This is a genomic window from Psychromicrobium xiongbiense (genome assembly GCF_030271165.1).
Taxonomy (GTDB): Bacteria; Actinomycetota; Actinomycetes; order Actinomycetales; family Micrococcaceae; genus Renibacterium; species Renibacterium xiongbiense.
This window is the reverse complement of sequence record NZ_JASSZH010000049.1, coordinates 17,418-32,515: the sequence shown is the minus strand read 5'-3', so window position 1 is coordinate 32,515 and position 15,098 is coordinate 17,418. Positions and strand designations below refer to the sequence as shown.

At 63.0% G+C, this 15,098-nt stretch carries 13 protein-coding genes; 6 read left to right on the top strand and 7 right to left on the bottom strand.

All coding sequences use genetic code 11. The features are described 5' to 3' along the window. From QQM37_RS14190 to QQM37_RS14180, 3 genes are all read left to right on the top strand, one after another. The coding region (locus QQM37_RS14190) for a prealbumin-like fold domain-containing protein (protein WP_285728268.1) at positions 1 to 506 on the top strand (506 nt) is incomplete at its 5' end. Positions 507 to 603: 97 nt separating this feature from the next. Then, positions 604 to 2,169, top strand: a complete 1,566-nt coding sequence (locus tag QQM37_RS14185) for a SpaH/EbpB family LPXTG-anchored major pilin (RefSeq protein WP_285728267.1) — start codon at positions 604 to 606, stop codon at positions 2,167 to 2,169. An 89-nt stretch (positions 2,170 to 2,258) separates the two neighbouring features. Next, positions 2,259 to 3,188: a class C sortase gene (locus QQM37_RS14180; protein WP_285728266.1), complete on the top strand. Its 930-nt coding sequence runs from the start codon at positions 2,259 to 2,261 to the stop codon at positions 3,186 to 3,188. A 4-nt stretch (positions 3,189 to 3,192) separates the two neighbouring features. Here the strand turns inward: QQM37_RS14180 and QQM37_RS14175 are convergent, their stop codons facing one another. Further along, entirely contained in the window at positions 3,193 to 3,597 is a 405-nt protein-coding gene (locus QQM37_RS14175; RefSeq protein WP_285728265.1) for a PLD nuclease N-terminal domain-containing protein, read from the bottom strand. Positions 3,598 to 3,708: 111 nt separating this feature from the next. Between QQM37_RS14175 and QQM37_RS14170 the strand changes: the two genes are divergently transcribed. Further along, the gene (locus QQM37_RS14170) at positions 3,709 to 4,113 is read left to right on the top strand and encodes a DUF4229 domain-containing protein (RefSeq protein WP_285728264.1); all 405 of its coding nucleotides are present in this window, start codon (positions 3,709 to 3,711) and stop codon (positions 4,111 to 4,113) included. Here QQM37_RS14170 and QQM37_RS14165 read toward each other — a convergent pair. The 3 genes from QQM37_RS14165 to QQM37_RS14155 are packed head-to-tail and all read right to left on the bottom strand — an operon-like array spanning position 4,077 to position 7,128. Further along, a complete protein-coding gene (locus tag QQM37_RS14165; RefSeq protein ID WP_285728263.1) occupies positions 4,077 to 4,958 on the bottom strand; it encodes a 1,4-dihydroxy-2-naphthoate polyprenyltransferase in 882 nt (293 codons plus the stop codon). The genes QQM37_RS14170 and QQM37_RS14165 overlap by 37 nt on opposite strands. Continuing rightward, positions 4,951 to 6,174, bottom strand: coding sequence for an AMP-binding protein (locus QQM37_RS14160; protein ID WP_285728262.1), 1,224 nt, complete (start codon positions 6,172 to 6,174; stop codon positions 4,951 to 4,953). Before QQM37_RS14160 ends, QQM37_RS14165 begins: the two co-directional genes overlap by 8 nt. 24 nt (positions 6,175 to 6,198) lie before the next feature. Next, positions 6,199 to 7,128 (bottom strand): 1,4-dihydroxy-2-naphthoyl-CoA synthase, encoded by a 930-nt coding sequence (locus QQM37_RS14155; protein WP_420030179.1) that lies wholly within the window; start codon positions 7,126 to 7,128, stop codon positions 6,199 to 6,201. A gap of 246 nt (positions 7,129 to 7,374) precedes the next feature. Here QQM37_RS14155 and QQM37_RS14150 point away from each other — a divergent pair, with 246 nt between their 5' ends. Both QQM37_RS14150 and QQM37_RS14145 read left to right on the top strand, forming a co-directional pair. Further along, the gene (locus tag QQM37_RS14150) at positions 7,375 to 8,355 is read left to right on the top strand and encodes an LLM class flavin-dependent oxidoreductase (RefSeq protein WP_285728261.1); all 981 of its coding nucleotides are present in this window, start codon (positions 7,375 to 7,377) and stop codon (positions 8,353 to 8,355) included. A gap of 131 nt (positions 8,356 to 8,486) precedes the next feature. Next, complete coding sequence (locus QQM37_RS14145; RefSeq protein WP_285728260.1) at positions 8,487 to 9,134, top strand: cysteine hydrolase family protein; 648 nt, start codon at positions 8,487 to 8,489, stop codon at positions 9,132 to 9,134. On the opposite strand, the gene QQM37_RS14140 is transcribed toward QQM37_RS14145, so the two are convergent. The 3 genes from QQM37_RS14140 to QQM37_RS14130 all read right to left on the bottom strand — a co-directional run bounded on the left by QQM37_RS14140 (position 9,128) and on the right by QQM37_RS14130 (position 15,015). After that, positions 9,128 to 9,823 carry an O-methyltransferase gene (locus QQM37_RS14140; RefSeq protein ID WP_285728259.1) on the bottom strand — a complete coding sequence of 232 codons (696 nt, stop codon included), beginning with the start codon at positions 9,821 to 9,823 and terminating at the stop codon, positions 9,128 to 9,130. The two genes, QQM37_RS14145 and QQM37_RS14140, sit on opposite strands and share 7 nt — an antisense overlap. A 13-nt stretch (positions 9,824 to 9,836) precedes the next feature. After that, positions 9,837 to 13,373 (bottom strand): MGH1-like glycoside hydrolase domain-containing protein, encoded by a 3,537-nt coding sequence (locus tag QQM37_RS14135; RefSeq protein WP_285728258.1) that lies wholly within the window; start codon positions 13,371 to 13,373, stop codon positions 9,837 to 9,839. Between the two features lie 703 nt (positions 13,374 to 14,076). Further along, positions 14,077 to 15,015, bottom strand: coding sequence for a hypothetical protein (locus QQM37_RS14130; protein WP_285728257.1), 939 nt, complete (start codon positions 15,013 to 15,015; stop codon positions 14,077 to 14,079). Positions 15,016 to 15,098 lie beyond the last annotated feature (83 nt).

Here is a 15,098-nt window from a genome sequence, read left to right as displayed (position 1 = left end):
CCGCGACGACGCCGGATGATCCGACGATTGACGCCGGTCTGGTGCAGATGGGCACGCTGTCCTGGAAGAAGGTGGACTCCAACGGCCAGCCATTGGCCGGTTCGGTATGGACGTTGACCGCGAAGGTGGTCCCGGGTACTCCGGCAGGGACGGTCCTGAACATTGTGGACTGCGTCGCCGCCACGGCTACCGCCTGCACCGGCCCCGACCAGGATCCGGCCGCAGGAAGCCTGAACGTCTCCGGCCTCGCGTACGGAACCTACGATCTGACGGAAGTCAAAGCCCCGACGGGCTTCAAGATTCTGAGCAGCCCCATCTCGGTCACGATCTCCGCCCCGGCCACGGTGATTCCCGATGTCACCAACGTTCAACAGACAGTGCCGGCGATCCCTCTGACCGGGGGGCTCGGCTCCGACCTCTACGCCATCGTGGCTGGACTCCTGCTCGCGCTTACGGCGGGCCTGGTCCTCACTGAGTTCGCCAGACGGCGACGACCGAACCAGTAATTCACGCCAGTCATTCAAGCTCCGAGGGAACGTTGGCTTAATGCACCTCGGTACACCACATCGGGCAGCCGGTGACAGTGAAAGGAAAAGGAAGAAGATGAATCGCACAGCACAGTTAGCGGGACGGAGGCTACTCTCAGTAGCCGCTGTTCTTGCTATCGGATTGGGGGGTGCCGTTGCGGCAGGGACGGCGGCGCAAGCGGCTGCAGTGTCCGGGCCCATCACCGCCCAGAACGGGTCAATTACGATCCACAAGCAGGCCAACCCAGGTTTTGGCGGAGTCGCCCAGAACCCGGACGGCTCGCAAGGAACCGGCGGAAGCCCGCTGCAGGGCGTGTCTTTCGAAGTATGTTCGATTGCCGGTGTTGACCTGATCAACGGCGGAAACGCCGCCTGGGACACCCTGAACAACACCATTGGACCTGCAGCAGCCTCGGTGAAACTGACCGATACCTCGATCAGTGGAAAAGCGCTGACCTGTAAGCCAGCCCAGGCGACCGATGCGACCGGCACCACGAGTTTCGCGGGTCTGCCGGTGGGTGCTTATCTGGTGCGCGAAACCTCACCGGGCACCAACCCCATCGCTCAGATGGCTGCTCCTTTTGTCGTCACTGTGCCCACTCCCGCTGTGGGCGCAGATAAGGGCAAGTGGCTTTACGATGTGCACGTCTACCCGAAGAATCAGCTCAGCACTCTGCCGTCAAAGAATCTCGCTGACCAGCCGACTAACAAAGTCGTTCTGGGTAGCCCGATTGGGTTCACCATCTCCCAGACGGTGCCGACTCTCGCCTCCGGACAGACCTACACCCGGTTCCGCGTTCTGGATGCGCTCGATCCAGCGTTGACCCCCAGCGCTGCCCCCATCACGGTGAGCAACAGTGGCACCGCACTGGTGGCCGCTGACTACTCGGCACAGTGGATGGGAAACACGCTCGTGGCGTCGCTGACCGCCACCGGCCTGGCGAAGATCAAGGCTGGCGACGTAGTCACCGTCGGGTTCGCAGCGACTTCCAGCACCAACGGCACCTATGACAACACTGCCTGGGTCAATGTCAATGACTTCACGGCCGCTGGCGGCATCCCTCCGGGCACCACGCCGCCCACCGATCCGCAGAACCCCAACCCGCCCATCCCGCCGGGAAACCCGACCAACGTCGTGGAAACCCGTTGGGGTGCGGTGAACCTGACCAAGGTCAACGCAGCGAACAACGCTCCGCTGGCCGGTGCAGCCTTCGATCTGTTCATGATCGATGCCGCGACCTGCCCGGCAACCCTGACCGGCGGAACCAAGGTGTCTTCCTACGTTTCGGACGCCACTGGAAAGCTCAGCGTTCCCGGTCTGTGGGTTGGTGATACCCGGACCGTCAACGGTGCCAAGCCGTATGACACCACCACTCGCTGCTACTACCTGGTGGAGACTGCGGCTCCGGCTGGTTTCGTGCTGAACTCGACGCCGATCGGCATCGTGGTGCATCCCGGAACGACGGCGGACGCCCAGGCAACCAAGTCCATCCAGAACCCGCAGCAGCTCGTCCCCGGCCTGCCGCTGACCGGCTCGGATGGCCTGATGATCCTCACCATCGGCGGCATCGGGCTCATCGGTGTCGCTCTGGGCACCGGTCTGGTGGCACGTAGCCGCGCACGGTCCAAGACCGTAGCCTGATCGGCTAGCGGGCATTACCGCCGATGCCGGGTGGTGAACGGTCGAAGGACCCGTTCACCACCCGGCATCGCTTTACCCCAAGGAATTCAATGACGCATGTTGCGGAGTTGGTTGTCACGGCAATCCGCCCATCGAAGCGACGGTGGCTGCCGACGCGCCTCACCTGGCTCACCGTGGTCGCGGCCGTCATCGGGCTCACAGCGTTGCATTATCCCTACGCAGCCAGCTGGATCTCCACGTTGAACCAGTCCGCCATCGTCTCTCACTACGACGATGCCGTCTCCCAGGCCAGGCCGGACGAGACCCAACAGCTGGCTGCCGCGCGCCTCTACAACGATGCACTGTCCTCAGGGGTCCTGCTGGCCGCGGGTGCCAATGTGCCCAAGGGTAACGGAACCACCACGGATCCGGAATACGACTACAACAAGATGCTCACCACGCCCAACGGGGTGATGGCGCGCTTGCAAATTCCGAAGATTGGCGCGGACCTGCCCATCTATCACGGCACCAGTGAAGCGACGCTGTTGCAAGGAGCTGGCCATCTGGAGGGGACCTCGCTTCCGATCGGCGGCGAGGGTACTCATGCCGTCATCACAGCTCACCGGGGGCTTGCCGAAGCGACGATGTTCACCCACCTCGACCAGATGGGAGTGGGAGACAAATTCACCCTTTCAGTCTTCGGCGAGGTGCTGTCTTATCAGGTCATTTCAACCCAGGTGGTGGCGCCGGAAGACACCGCTACGCTGCGACAGGAGCCCGGACGCGATCTGGTGACACTCATCACCTGTACACCGCTGGGCATCAACAGTCACCGCATTCTCGTGACGGCGCAACGGGTATTCCCCACGCCGGTCGCCGAGGTCAAAGCGGCCGCCGGCCCTGCTGAGGTGCCTTTCCCCTGGTGGCTGGTCACCCTTCCTGCGGGTCTGTTGCTGGTGGGGCTCTACCTCTGGCGGGCACCTCTGCGGGCCGTGCCGATGGTTGGCGCCCGCACCGGCCGCCGCTGGAGGAGTGCCTGAGGGACTAGGAATCCGTTGATGACGTGGCGTCCGGTGGAGCAGGCGGCTGCTCGGTGTCGTTGAGCTTGCGTTCGCGCGCTTCGAGTTCCAGCCGTAGTTTCTCCAGCCGTTCCGCCTCCGCCTGGTGCTCGCGCCTGACGTTGAGGCTGCGCAGGAACTCTTCGTCATCGTCCGGTGCCCTGAGTGCAGGCCGGTAACCGGTGGGCCGGGCGGCCGTGGAAGCGCTGCGATAACGCGGCCTGCCCAGGATTAGCCAGAGCACGACGCCGATCACGGGCAGCAGCAGGATCAGCAGAACCCAGGCGGCTTTGGGGACGGAGCGGACCTGATCGGCATCGCTGCGCAGACAATCGATCAGGCCATAGATCAGCAGTCCGAGAACCAGGACGGTGGGCAGGTAACGCAGCATGCTTCATCATAGGCAGGTTCGCCGCAAAGCCCGTGGCGGGGCCCTTCTGCGCTGGGCTCCGCCCATGCCGTAGCTGTCAGGCCCCACAGCCACCCAGAGTAGACTCCTGGGGTGGCATTTTTGAGGTACTTCCTGATCCGGGTCGCCATTCTGGTCCCGCTCATCATCGTTTTTTACTGGCTGGGGCTGGGCATTGTGGTCTCCGTCATTGCGGCGACCCTGATTGCGTTCTGCGTGGCGTACCTGTTTTTCCGCCCGCAACGGGATGCCGCAGCGGACTCCATGCGGGAGGCCGTCTCACCTCAGGCCCGCAAGGCCCGCGCGCAGAAGCGCCGCAGGGATCTGGACGCCGCGGTGGAAGACGAGATGGTGGAGGCTGCCGCCGGCGCCAGGGTCGAGACCCGCATTGAGAACGACCGCAAGCCCGCCTCGGTGAAGGCCGCGCCGCCAAAGACTCCGTCCTCCCAGAAAACTGGTGCTCAGAAGCCCTTGGAAAGCACCAGCGCCAGCGAATAGAGTGCGCTGAAGCCCAGATTGATCAACCCGGTCTGCTGGAGCACCGGGATCAGAGCGCGTCCCTGCTTGTCTGAGACCATCAGCCAGCACGGCAGCAGGATCGCGGGCACAATCAGCAGCACCAACAGCACCCAGGGCCGCTCGGCGACAAAGAGCAGCGGCAACAGGATCGCCACCACCAGGAAAAACACGTAGCTCAGCCGCGCATAGTGCGAGCCCAACCGCACGGCCAGGGTGCGCTTGCCGACCTCACGGTCGGTGGGAATATCCCGGACGTTGTTGGCCATCAGCAGGGCGACGGCGATCAGCCCGGTGCCCACCGCACCCACCAGCGCCGCCCAGCTCAGGCGGCCCGCCTGGGTGTAGGTGGTACCCAGGGTGGCCACGAGGCCGAAGAAGACGAAAACGAAGACATCGCCCAGCCCGAGGTAGCCGTAGGGGTTCTTGCCGCCGGTATAGCCCCAGGCGGCCAGCACACAGGCCGCACCGACCAACAGAAGCCACCAGGCCTGGCTGAGCACCACGAGTGCCAGACCCGCCACCATGGCGGCAGCGAAGGTGCCGAAGGCGGCCGCCTTGACCTGGCCCGGCGTTGCCGCCCCAGAGCCGACCAGTCGAAGCGGCCCGACCCGGACATCGTCCGTGCCACGAATACCGTCCGAATAGTCATTGGCGTAGTTGACGCCCACCTGCAGCAGCAGGGCGACGATGGCGGCCAGCATGGCATGGAGCAGGTGGAACGCCCCGAGTTCGTAGGCGGCCGCCGTACCGATCAGCACGGGGGCGATGGCCATGGGCAGAGTGCGCAGCCGCGCGCCCTCGATCCACTGTGCTGCGCTAGCCATGCGGGTGCTCTCCTCGGGTGGTGCTCCGCTGAGTGTTCTCGGTCTCCAGGAATCGCAGGAGCGTCTGTCGGTCCAGTTTTCCCTGAGGGAGCAGGGGGAGCTCCTCCAGGATCAGCATCAATTTCGGCACAGCCTCGGCCGGCAGAACCTCGGACAGCAGCTGCCGCAGATGATCCTCCTGGACGGTGGAGCCTGGCTCGCGCTCTACCGCCGCTACCAGGCGTTGGCCCCATTCGGCATCGTCCAGACCGGCCACGAAGGCCTGCCGGACGCCATCGAGCTCGCTGAGCCTGGCCGCGACCTCGGCGGCGGAGACCTTCAGCCCGCCGGTGATGATCACGTCATCGGCGCGGCCGATCACCAGTAGCCGACCCTCGTCATCGAACTCGCCAATGTCATCGGTGCGATACCAGCGCAGGCCGGCCACTTCCTCGAAACTGGCCGCGGTGCGCCTGGCGTCATTCAGGTACCCGTCGGCCAGGGTTGCGCCACCCAGGTAAATTCGCATATTTCCGCGCTCATCGGGGCGCAAAGCGATCTCCACATCCTCCAGAGGTTCGCCATCGTAGACGCAGCCGCCACAGGTTTCCGCGCTGCCGTAGGTCAGCACCAGGCGCAGGCCCAGCTCGCGGGCCCGGGAGAGCAGCGCCTCCGAGGCGGGGGCGCCACCGAGCAGAATGGCGTTGAACCGGCGCAGAACGCCGCGCGCTGCCGGGTCATCGATCAGGCGCTGCAACTGGGTGGGGACCAGCGAGGTCAGACGGACCGGATCCACCATCTCCTGGGCGGCAGCGATGAAGGCCTCGGTGCTGAACTTGCCGGGGCCGTACCTTTCCACGCCGTTCTGGCCTGAGCTGTTCTGGCCGGGCGCCATGACCTCCGGGCGGGTCCCGGCGAAGAGCGAGCGGACCAGCACCTGGACGCCCGCCACATAGTGCGTGGGCAGGGCAAGCAGCCACTGGCCCTCACCACCCATGCCGCGCGCGCCCAGGGCCATGGCGGTGGCCATCGAGGAGGCGGCCAGGGCGTCCACGCTGAGCATGGTGGCTTTGGCGGCACCGGTGGAACCGGAAGTGCCGACGACGACGGCAACGCCCTCAGGTGCTTCGATCAGGTGGGCGCCGTCCGGGCCGAAAAAGACCGCGGGGCCTTCGCCTGCCAGAGCTGCGGCGAGGGCTTTGAGCTGGCCGTCCAGCGTCAGAGGTTCAGTCATCATGTCAATTCTCAGAAGTAGTAGGTCTCAGAAGTAGTAGGGGTAGTCGCGCCAGTTCGGATCGCGCTTCTCCAGGAAGGCATCGCGGCCCTCGACGGCCTCGTCCGTCATATACGCCAGCCGGGTGGCTTCACCGGCGAAGACCTGCTGGCCGGCCAGGCCGTCATCGGCCAGGTTGAAGGCGAACTTGAGCATCCGGATGGCCTGCGGAGACTGACGCGCGATATCCGCGGCGTACTCCAGGGCAACCTCTTCGAGGCGTTCGTGATCCACTGCCTCATTGACCGCGCCCATCGCAACCATCTCATCGGCAGAGTACTCGCGCGCCAGGAAGAAGATTTCCCGGGCGCGCTTCTGCCCGATCTGCCGGGCCAGCAGTGCGGAACCGTAGCCGGCGTCGAAGCTACCCACGGTGGCATCGGTCTGCTTGAACTTGCCGTGCTGGCGGGAGGCGATGGTCAGATCCGCCACGACGTGCAGCGAGTGGCCGCCGCCGGCAGCCCAGCCATTGACGACGGCGATGACGACCTTGGGCATGGTGCGGATCAGCCGCTGCACCTCCAGAATGTGCAGACGTCCGGCGCGGGCCGGATCGATGGTCTCCCTCGTCTCACCCTCCGCATACCGGTAGCCGTCCCGGCCACGGATGCGCTGGTCTCCGCCGGAGCAGAAGGAATGCCCGCCGTCCTTGGGGCTAGGACCGTTGCCGGTGAGCAGTATCGTGGCGACATCGGGCGTCATCCGGGCGTGATCCAGGGCCCGGTAGAGTTCATCGACCGTGCGCGGACGGAAGGCATTGCGGACCTCGGGCCGGTTGAAGGCGATGCGGACGGTGGGCAGGTCCTGACCGTTTTCCTGCTGGCGGTGGTAGGTGAGGTCGGTGAAATCCTCGAAACCGCTCACGCTGCGCCAGCGGCTGGGGTCGAAGAGATCAGAAACAATCGGGGTGGAAGTCACTCTCAGAAGTTTAGTGCGCGTGGTGGGGTGGGGTTTCCGAGGCCAGTCTGCTGTCCCGGCGTCAAGGTTTTAAGCACTTACTGGGTTGCTGGGCGCGCGGTCCCTTGAATTTCTGCGGGTTTCCTTGGCGGCATCGTCAGTAAGTGCTTAAAACTTTGACGCTCAGGCGCGCATCACGCCACTGGAACAAATTCCGGCACCAGTAGGTTGCCGCCAGAGGACACCTCCTCGCCACGAAAGGCAGCCATGACTCTCAAGCTCTCCATCCTTGACCTTGCCACGATCGCACCCGGGCAGAGCGTGGGGGAGAGCCTGGCGGGCAGCGTCGCATTGGCGCAGCTCGCAGAGAGGGCTGGTTACCAGCGCGTCTGGTACGCCGAGCATCACAATATGGCCAGCATCGCCTCCTCTGCGACGAGCGTGCTGATCGCCCATATCGCCGCGCACACGGAGACCATCCGGCTCGGCGCGGGCGGCGTGATGCTGCCCAACCACTCACCGCTGACCATCGCCGAACAGTTCGGGACCCTCGAATCCCTGCATCCCGGGCGGATCGACCTCGGCCTGGGCCGGGCGCCGGGCAGCGATCAGAGCACGATGCGTGCCCTGCGTCGTGACCCGATGGCGGCGGACACTTTCCCGCAAGACGTCCAGGAACTCCAGGCCTTCCTGGGCGACGCCACGCTGATCCCCGGTGTTGAGGCGACTCCCGGCAACGGCACTCATGTGCCGCTCTACATCCTGGGCTCCTCACTGTTCGGCGCCAAGCTCGCAGCGGCCCTCGGCCTGCCCTACGCTTTCGCATCCCACTTTGCACCGGCCGCCCTGCAGGATGCCGTGCGGATCTACCGGGAACAGTTCAAGCCTTCGGCCCAGCTGGCCGAGCCCTACGTCATCGCCGGAGTGAACGTGGTGGCTGCCGATTCTGCTGCCCGCGCCCAGGAACTCCTGCGCGAGGCTTTGCGCCAACGGGTGCAGACCTTCTTCGGCCGCGATCATGTGTTCACCCCGGAGGAAGCTGACATGGTGCTGGATTCCCCGCAAGGTCAGAACTTGCTCGAGATGGTCCGCTACTCCGCGGTCGGCGAGCCCGATGCTGTTCTGGAGTATCTGGAAGGCTTCGCCAGACACGCCGATGCCGATGAGCTGATCGTGGCGCACCAGGCCCCCGGTACCGAGGCCAAACTGCGGTCCGCAGAACTGCTGGCTGAGGTTGCGCTGAGCTAAGCGCGGTTGCTCCACAGTGCGGCTCTTCCACCGGGTGAGGCGTCGGAGTAGATTCAGAGACAGGTGCCAAGGGCGCCCACACGGCCAGTCAGCCCGCACGATTGAGACGCACTGTTCAAAGGAGAATCTGCATGTCCACCGAGAGCGCGAACGCATCCACCGCCGTGGTTTTCATCGAATTCCAGAACGATTTCACCTCCCCCGGAGGCGTGCTCCACGACGCCGTGAAGGGTTCCATCGAGGCCAATGACACGCTGGCCAATGCTGCCAAGGTGCTCTCCGCAGCCCGGGAGTCCGGGGCAACGGTGATCCATTCGCCCATCAGTTTCGCGCCGGGCTACAACGAGATCTCCGCCCACCCGTACGGCATTCTCAAGGGCGTGGTGGACGCCACCGCGTTTGTGAAGGGCCAGTGGGGTGCCGAGATCGATGACCGCTTTGCCCCGGTGGAGGGTGACATTGTGGTCGAGGGAAAGCGCGGACTGGATGCCTTTGGCAGCACCAACCTGGACTTCATCCTGCGCGCCAAGGGGATCACCACGGTGGCGCTGGCCGGATTCCTGACCAATTGCTGCGTTGAGTCCACCATGCGCACGGCCTATGAGCGCGGCTTCAACGTGGTCACCCTCATCGATGCCGTGGCGGCCACCAGCGTGGAGGAGGGCGAGAACGCGGTGAAGTTCGACTACCCTATGTTCTCCACACCGGCCACCTCGGCGGAATTCATCGCCACCCTGGAGTCCTCGAGCGCGCTGGCGGATTCCTCCCGCGGTTACTGAAGCTCGGTCGGCGAGCTCCGTTTGACGATTCCGATCGCGAATCCGTCCCAGCCCTTGAGGCCCACGGTCTGCAGCGCCGTGGCTTCAAGGGTGTTATCGCTGCCGAGGCGCTCAATGAGTGCCCAGGTGCCGTGGACCCGGGGATCATCGCTCTCCGGGTCCACAATGGCGCCATTGCGGACCACGTTGTCACCTACAATCACCGTCCCTGGCCTGCTCAGTGCCAGGGCCGCCTTGAGGTACAGCGGGTTATTCGGCTTGTCGGCATCGATGAACACCACATCGAAGGGCTCGGTACCAGCCTCGATCAGCGCTCGCGCGGAGTCGGCCGCTGGCCCCACGATCAGCTGGACCCGGCCTGCCACCCCAGCCCGTTCAAAATTCTTGCGCGCGATGTCGGCCGTCGCCTCGTCGATCTCCAGCGTTACCACGGTGCCATCCGGCCCTATGGCGCGAGCCAGCCAGATGGTCGAGTAACCGGCGAGTGTACCGAATTCGAGGACGCGTCGGGCCCCGGCAATCTGGGCGATCACTGAGAGAAACGCGCCCTGATTCGGGGCCACGTCCGCCTCTGGCATCACGGTACGCGTGGAACTGAGCCTCGCCTGCCTCAGAGCATCGTCCTCGTTCACCAGGTGATCAATGAAGTACTGGTCAACGCTGCGCCAGATCTCTTCGCCCTCATACATGGGCCCATGGTACCTAAGAGTTCTTCGTGGAACGGTGGGCCCACCTATTCGAGTGTTGGAGCTGGCGGTGTGCTCCACGCCGCCGTCGTTCCCCGATTGTTGCACTCAGAAGAACGGACAAGCCAACGGCTAGTGTTGCTAGGGCTATGAGAACGACATTTATGGGAATCGATCCTCCGGTGGAGGGAAGGCTCCCGTCGCTGGCCGACTCAGGCGCCGCAACGGCGGGTGACACAGCAGACCGTACTGTTGTGGGTTGGGCTGAGGTGCCATTTCCAGGTGTAACGGGTGCTGTGACGCTGAAGCCCGCGTTGACTGCTGGAGTGACGGACCCTGTTAGGACCACGGTGTGCGCCCCGACCTCTGTCCCAAGCGGTACAGCCCAACTAAAATTCACTACCCCATGCGCATCAGCTGTCTGCGTGCCGAGGTCCAGCGGCGTCGAGTGCATCACAGCTGAGACACTTTCGCCTGGAACAAAGCCGGTTCCGCTGGCCGACTGCGGCGCACCTGCAGCGACTTGAGCCTGACCGACGGCAACGGATGCGGTACCGGTCGGCGTTGGTGCGGGCTTGGTTGATGTGCAGGTGTTGACCGGACCGGTAGGGAGGGTGACCGGTACCAGCCGTGAGCCAAGCGTGATGTTGACCGTCATGCTTCGCTTAAGAGTGCCGGTGAAGCACACCGTGGTGTCGTCCGTAGTGGTACTGCGAGGATCAGCGATCATGGACAACGTCCCTGCCGTTCCGAGACTGAGGTTCTGGATTCCGTTGCGGTCGGTCCGGTGAAGGTCCCAGGCAATGGTGCCTGCTGGCACGTTCGCCTGAATGCCGATGACGTTTTCAATCAGCAATGTGATGGGCGCAAGCCCAGTCCAACCCACAAACTGGTTTTTGGAGATCCTGTTGCTCCCACCCTGCGCATTCAGTGCGGAGCCTCCCTCATCCGTTCCCGGCGCAACGTAGGACTGGCCGGCGGTGAGTGTCGTTCCTGGCTTCACCACTGGGACTAGCAGGTTGGTCTTGCTGCCGGTAAAGGAGTTTGAAATCCAGGAGCTGGACTGCTTTTCCGGTGCATAAAGCTCCCAAACTGTGCCCGAGTAGCTGAACACTTGATAGATACCGTCGAGATATCGTTTGGCGGCGTCTTCCGCGAACGTACGGTCACCGTACGCCTGCACTCCCTTGACAGTCGAGAAGGTCGATGGCGCCCACACGCCGCCCTTCCAATAGTCGCCTTTGGGGTCGTAGCGACCATCGGTCCGGGCGAGCGCAGGGAAGACCATGTCTCCCCAGTACCGGGAAGGATCCTTGAGCCCGGCGATCATTTTCTGCGCCTGTTCCGGGGTGGCGATTCCGGCCAGTAGCGGCCAGAACCCCGCCAGAGAGTCAACTTTCCACTGAACTCCCTTTGCATCAACTTCGTAGAAGCGACCGTCCTGTTCGTTCCATGACACCTTGTTGATACGCTGTGCGACGTCGTCGGCCCAGGCGTTGTCATCGCTGGCCCGATCAGACTGGCCGAGAGCTGTTTCCAGCGCGGCTAGGCTGCGACGCATCAATACAATTTGACTGCTCATGTCCACGTTGCCGACCCCGTTGGTTACCCCATCGCCACCCTGGTTCAGCTGGGTTGGCAGATTGTCCATGCCGTTTCCGTTACCGTTATTCCAGAACAGTTGATGTGGTGAGGCCTGTGACCACATCTGGATTGATACCCAGTCCGCATAGGCGCGCAATGCCGGAAGCACCTTCTTGACTCGGTCAAGGTCGCCGGTGAGGTGATAGCTGGAGAGTTCTACCCAAGAGAACAGAGGTGGATTGACTCCGTTCGGGCCGCTAGCCCAAGGATGCACCTGCCCGGTGTATGAGTCGTAGGCCCGGCGGATCTCTCCGGTCGGCTTCTGCAAGCTGTACCAGTTGTCGAGGGAACTGATTGCATCGAACCCTGCGTTCGCGTAGATCGCATATTGCAGGGAAAACAAGGTATCCCACTGGAACATGATGCTCGGGTCGAAACCGGAATCGACGTAGGTCCGCACCAGCGGGGATGACGCGGTGGGTTGAAGGACGTTTTTGCCAAACAGAATTTTCCATGTCTGGTTGTAGAGGTCTATGTACCCCGGGTCAGCGTCGGCAACGGGCGTGGGGATCAGCGGGCGAACCTGGTCATAGGTAGGGACTGGGATCGTATTCTTGTCTTCCGGGAGGTAGACGCCCTGAGTTGATGGCCCGGCCCATGCTGCGGAGTCCTGTGCCGTGCCCATGGCCAGCCCGGTAGCGGTTAGGTTGGCATAGGTAGCAGCCTTCACTCCCCACTGACGAAAGCCTGCATACTCTGGGTCGAAGCCTGATACGGTCACGGAGGCCTGTGCGGTTGTTGGCCGGGCGCTGTCTGTTGTCCAGACCCGAATCTGGTAGGCGGTGCCGCTCCAGGTCACCTCCATACGGTAGGTATTTCCGGCGACCCACGTGAAACTCTGCTCATTGAGGCGAGTCTCGGTGCCGTTCACCACGTTCATGAAGGTGAGTGTTGCTTTGGAACCGATCCCTCCCATGACGTAGATGCGCCGGGTTGGATCTGCTGCCGTCAACATGAGTGCAGCAGAGGCCCAGGTGGTATCTGTCAACTGCGCTGGGGCCGGGACGGTGAAGTCCATGCTTACCGCGCCGGAGGTCGCGGGTACCCCCACGGCGCAAGTAGTGCAGAGGGCTCGTCGCACGGCGGCATCCGATCCGTCACTTGTCGACGTCAGAGTGTTGGCCGGGTTCTCTGCCCATTGGCCACTCAGCGTTGACCATGCCGATCGGTTGGGCGGCGGAGGAGCTGATTTGGGATAGCCCGCCACCACACTGCTAGCGCTCCAGCCCAAGAAATTGGCGGTGACCTGAGAGGATTCCAGCTCAAGACTATTAGGGGTGATGTTGAGAGCATCGAGTGTGTAGCCGCCCATCGGCGCTCCAGGACGGGAGGTACCGTCCTGCCAGATTCGGTAGAAGAGATTGTTTTCGGACCAGTCCAACTCGACATTTTGTACACTTCCGGGGAGCAGAGCCAGCGAGCGAGAGGTGCTCTTCGACCCAGTCCCCAGCGGAACGGTCACAGTTCCAGCGATTCGGCTGAACGCCGCAGCAGTGATGGCGTTGCTTCCGAGGGCGCCCAGTCGCACGCCGATGGCGTTGTCACCGTTCCCGTTGCGAAAAGCCACGTTGATCGTTGGCGAGGTACCGGTGGTGTCCGCTGCTTTTGGCAGCTTGACCTGAACAGTCACTCTCCCCTCGCTGAGCGGCTTCTGAGCAGAACAATCGGTGCAGATGACAGTTCGTGTCCGACCGGAGCCGGAGAGAACGCCGTTGGTTGCCTGCCAGGCACCGGTGTCGGTCGTCCACCCCGTGAGAGTGGTCCAGGGCGTGAGCTGCGGCGCAGTGGCTGCAACTGTCCGACCATCACCGCCGAGGGCTTGCGCTGGTGGCACTGCCAACGTCAGACAAGCGGCGGCTACAGCAACCAACGCGACGAGGGTTGGTATTAAGCGGCGGTTCTGCTTCATTGCTCTCCCCATTGAGTTTGAACCAACGCGTTCGGTCTCCGGCGGCCACTTCCGTAGCGGGGTGGCCGCCGGACAAAACGCGAACAGACGGATCATTCATCTGGCTATATTCATTGCTTTAACACATTGAATCCCGAGTCGCGCCGCGAAGTCAAGAGTGCAGTGGTGTTATCTTCCTGCCTGATGGGCTGATTCATCGACTATTTCCTGGACTGCTGAGCGGGAGGCGGATGTTCCGTCTGCACTGGATCGGCAGTCTCGACCAATAATGTCCGAAAGCATATGTGTTTACTTAAGAGTGGTCAGATCGCAGGGCTGATCGGCGAATGAGGCAGGTCGAGCGGTGGCTTTGATCCACAACTTCCATGGAAATTAAGGACAGTAAGCAGGCGCGAAGGGTTTGGTGGAGTGGGTCTGCTCAGAAAATCAGCGCACCGCTCGTGAAGGTAATGGATTCAACAAATGAATATATGAGTGGTGGGAGAAGGCTGGATATCTCAGTGCAGGGCCACCGCGTCTGGAGGGGGAGCGGTGGCCCTGCTGGGAGGTGCCTCACATCGACAGACGACCGGCTCCGGGGGGTGCCTTGCTGATCGTTGCCTAATCGTGTGGAATTGGCCCCAGCTTGATAGTAGGAAAGCCAACTTCACACCGTCGGAGCGACTGTGAAAGGTCTTGGTTCTGAATGTCCTGCACCCCAGGATTATTCTGGGAAATCGTCGTCATATCCCCAGCGAAGGCGCAGGCTGCCTGGACCAAAATCCGAACGAACCCGGTGGATGGAGATCGGTGTGTCGAGCGCAACCTCCCGCGTCCGTCGGACTCCGGATACGGTCTCTACCTCGTCACACCAGGTAGGCACATCAGCGCTTGAAAAGCGGAACCACTGAATAAGCTCGCGCACCGGGCGACGCACGAAAGTCTGATGTTCACGTCGTACGGGATAGCTGCGAGGGAAGATCATGGTTGCCTCGACCATGGCGGTCTCTCCCACCTGAAGAGGCGTTGCGAGCGATATCGCAAACCCGACGGCCCGTCCAGACGGATGAACATGAACCAGATCACACGATCCGCCCACGATGCGTGTCAGCTGGGGGTGTTCTTCAGTGGGCTCCGCGGCGGTTTGCACGTACCCAAGGCGGTCCACTCGACCCGTCACACATTGCAGCAAGAGGAGTGATGTCACGGCAGCGACGGCACCGCGATCATCCACGGTGATCGTTTCCTGAATCGATAACGTCCGCATGTTCTCGGCAGGGGAGCTGTTGAGGATGGACTGCATGTCCCGGATCAGAGCATCGTCGGCATCGGGGTCTGCGAGCGCGGAGACGGTCCCGATTCGGCGAGATTTGCCGACAAGGTGACGGGTCAGCCGCCCCTGGCCGACTGCCAGAATCTCCTCGATGGCGGCAACGGTGGCCATCGACCGGTCGCCCTCGGGGCGGCGTGCCCCGGAACGCCAATAGCTGAGCGTCGCTACCGGCACCGGATGCCCGCGTTCCTGAAGCAGCACTCGCAGCCTGCTCAGCGAGAGGTTTCTCTCGTCCAGTGCACTGGCAAAGTCGTCGGAGAAGGAAGTGAGTGCTCCGCGCGTCGACTCGCCGGTCAGTCGGGAGCCGCGGGATGACTGGCCTGCCTTCATCCCCACCTCCTGAATTCCACCGCGCTGAATGCCACTACGCGAGCGATTGTACAAATTTTAGGGCGAACACTTTCACAGCCGAG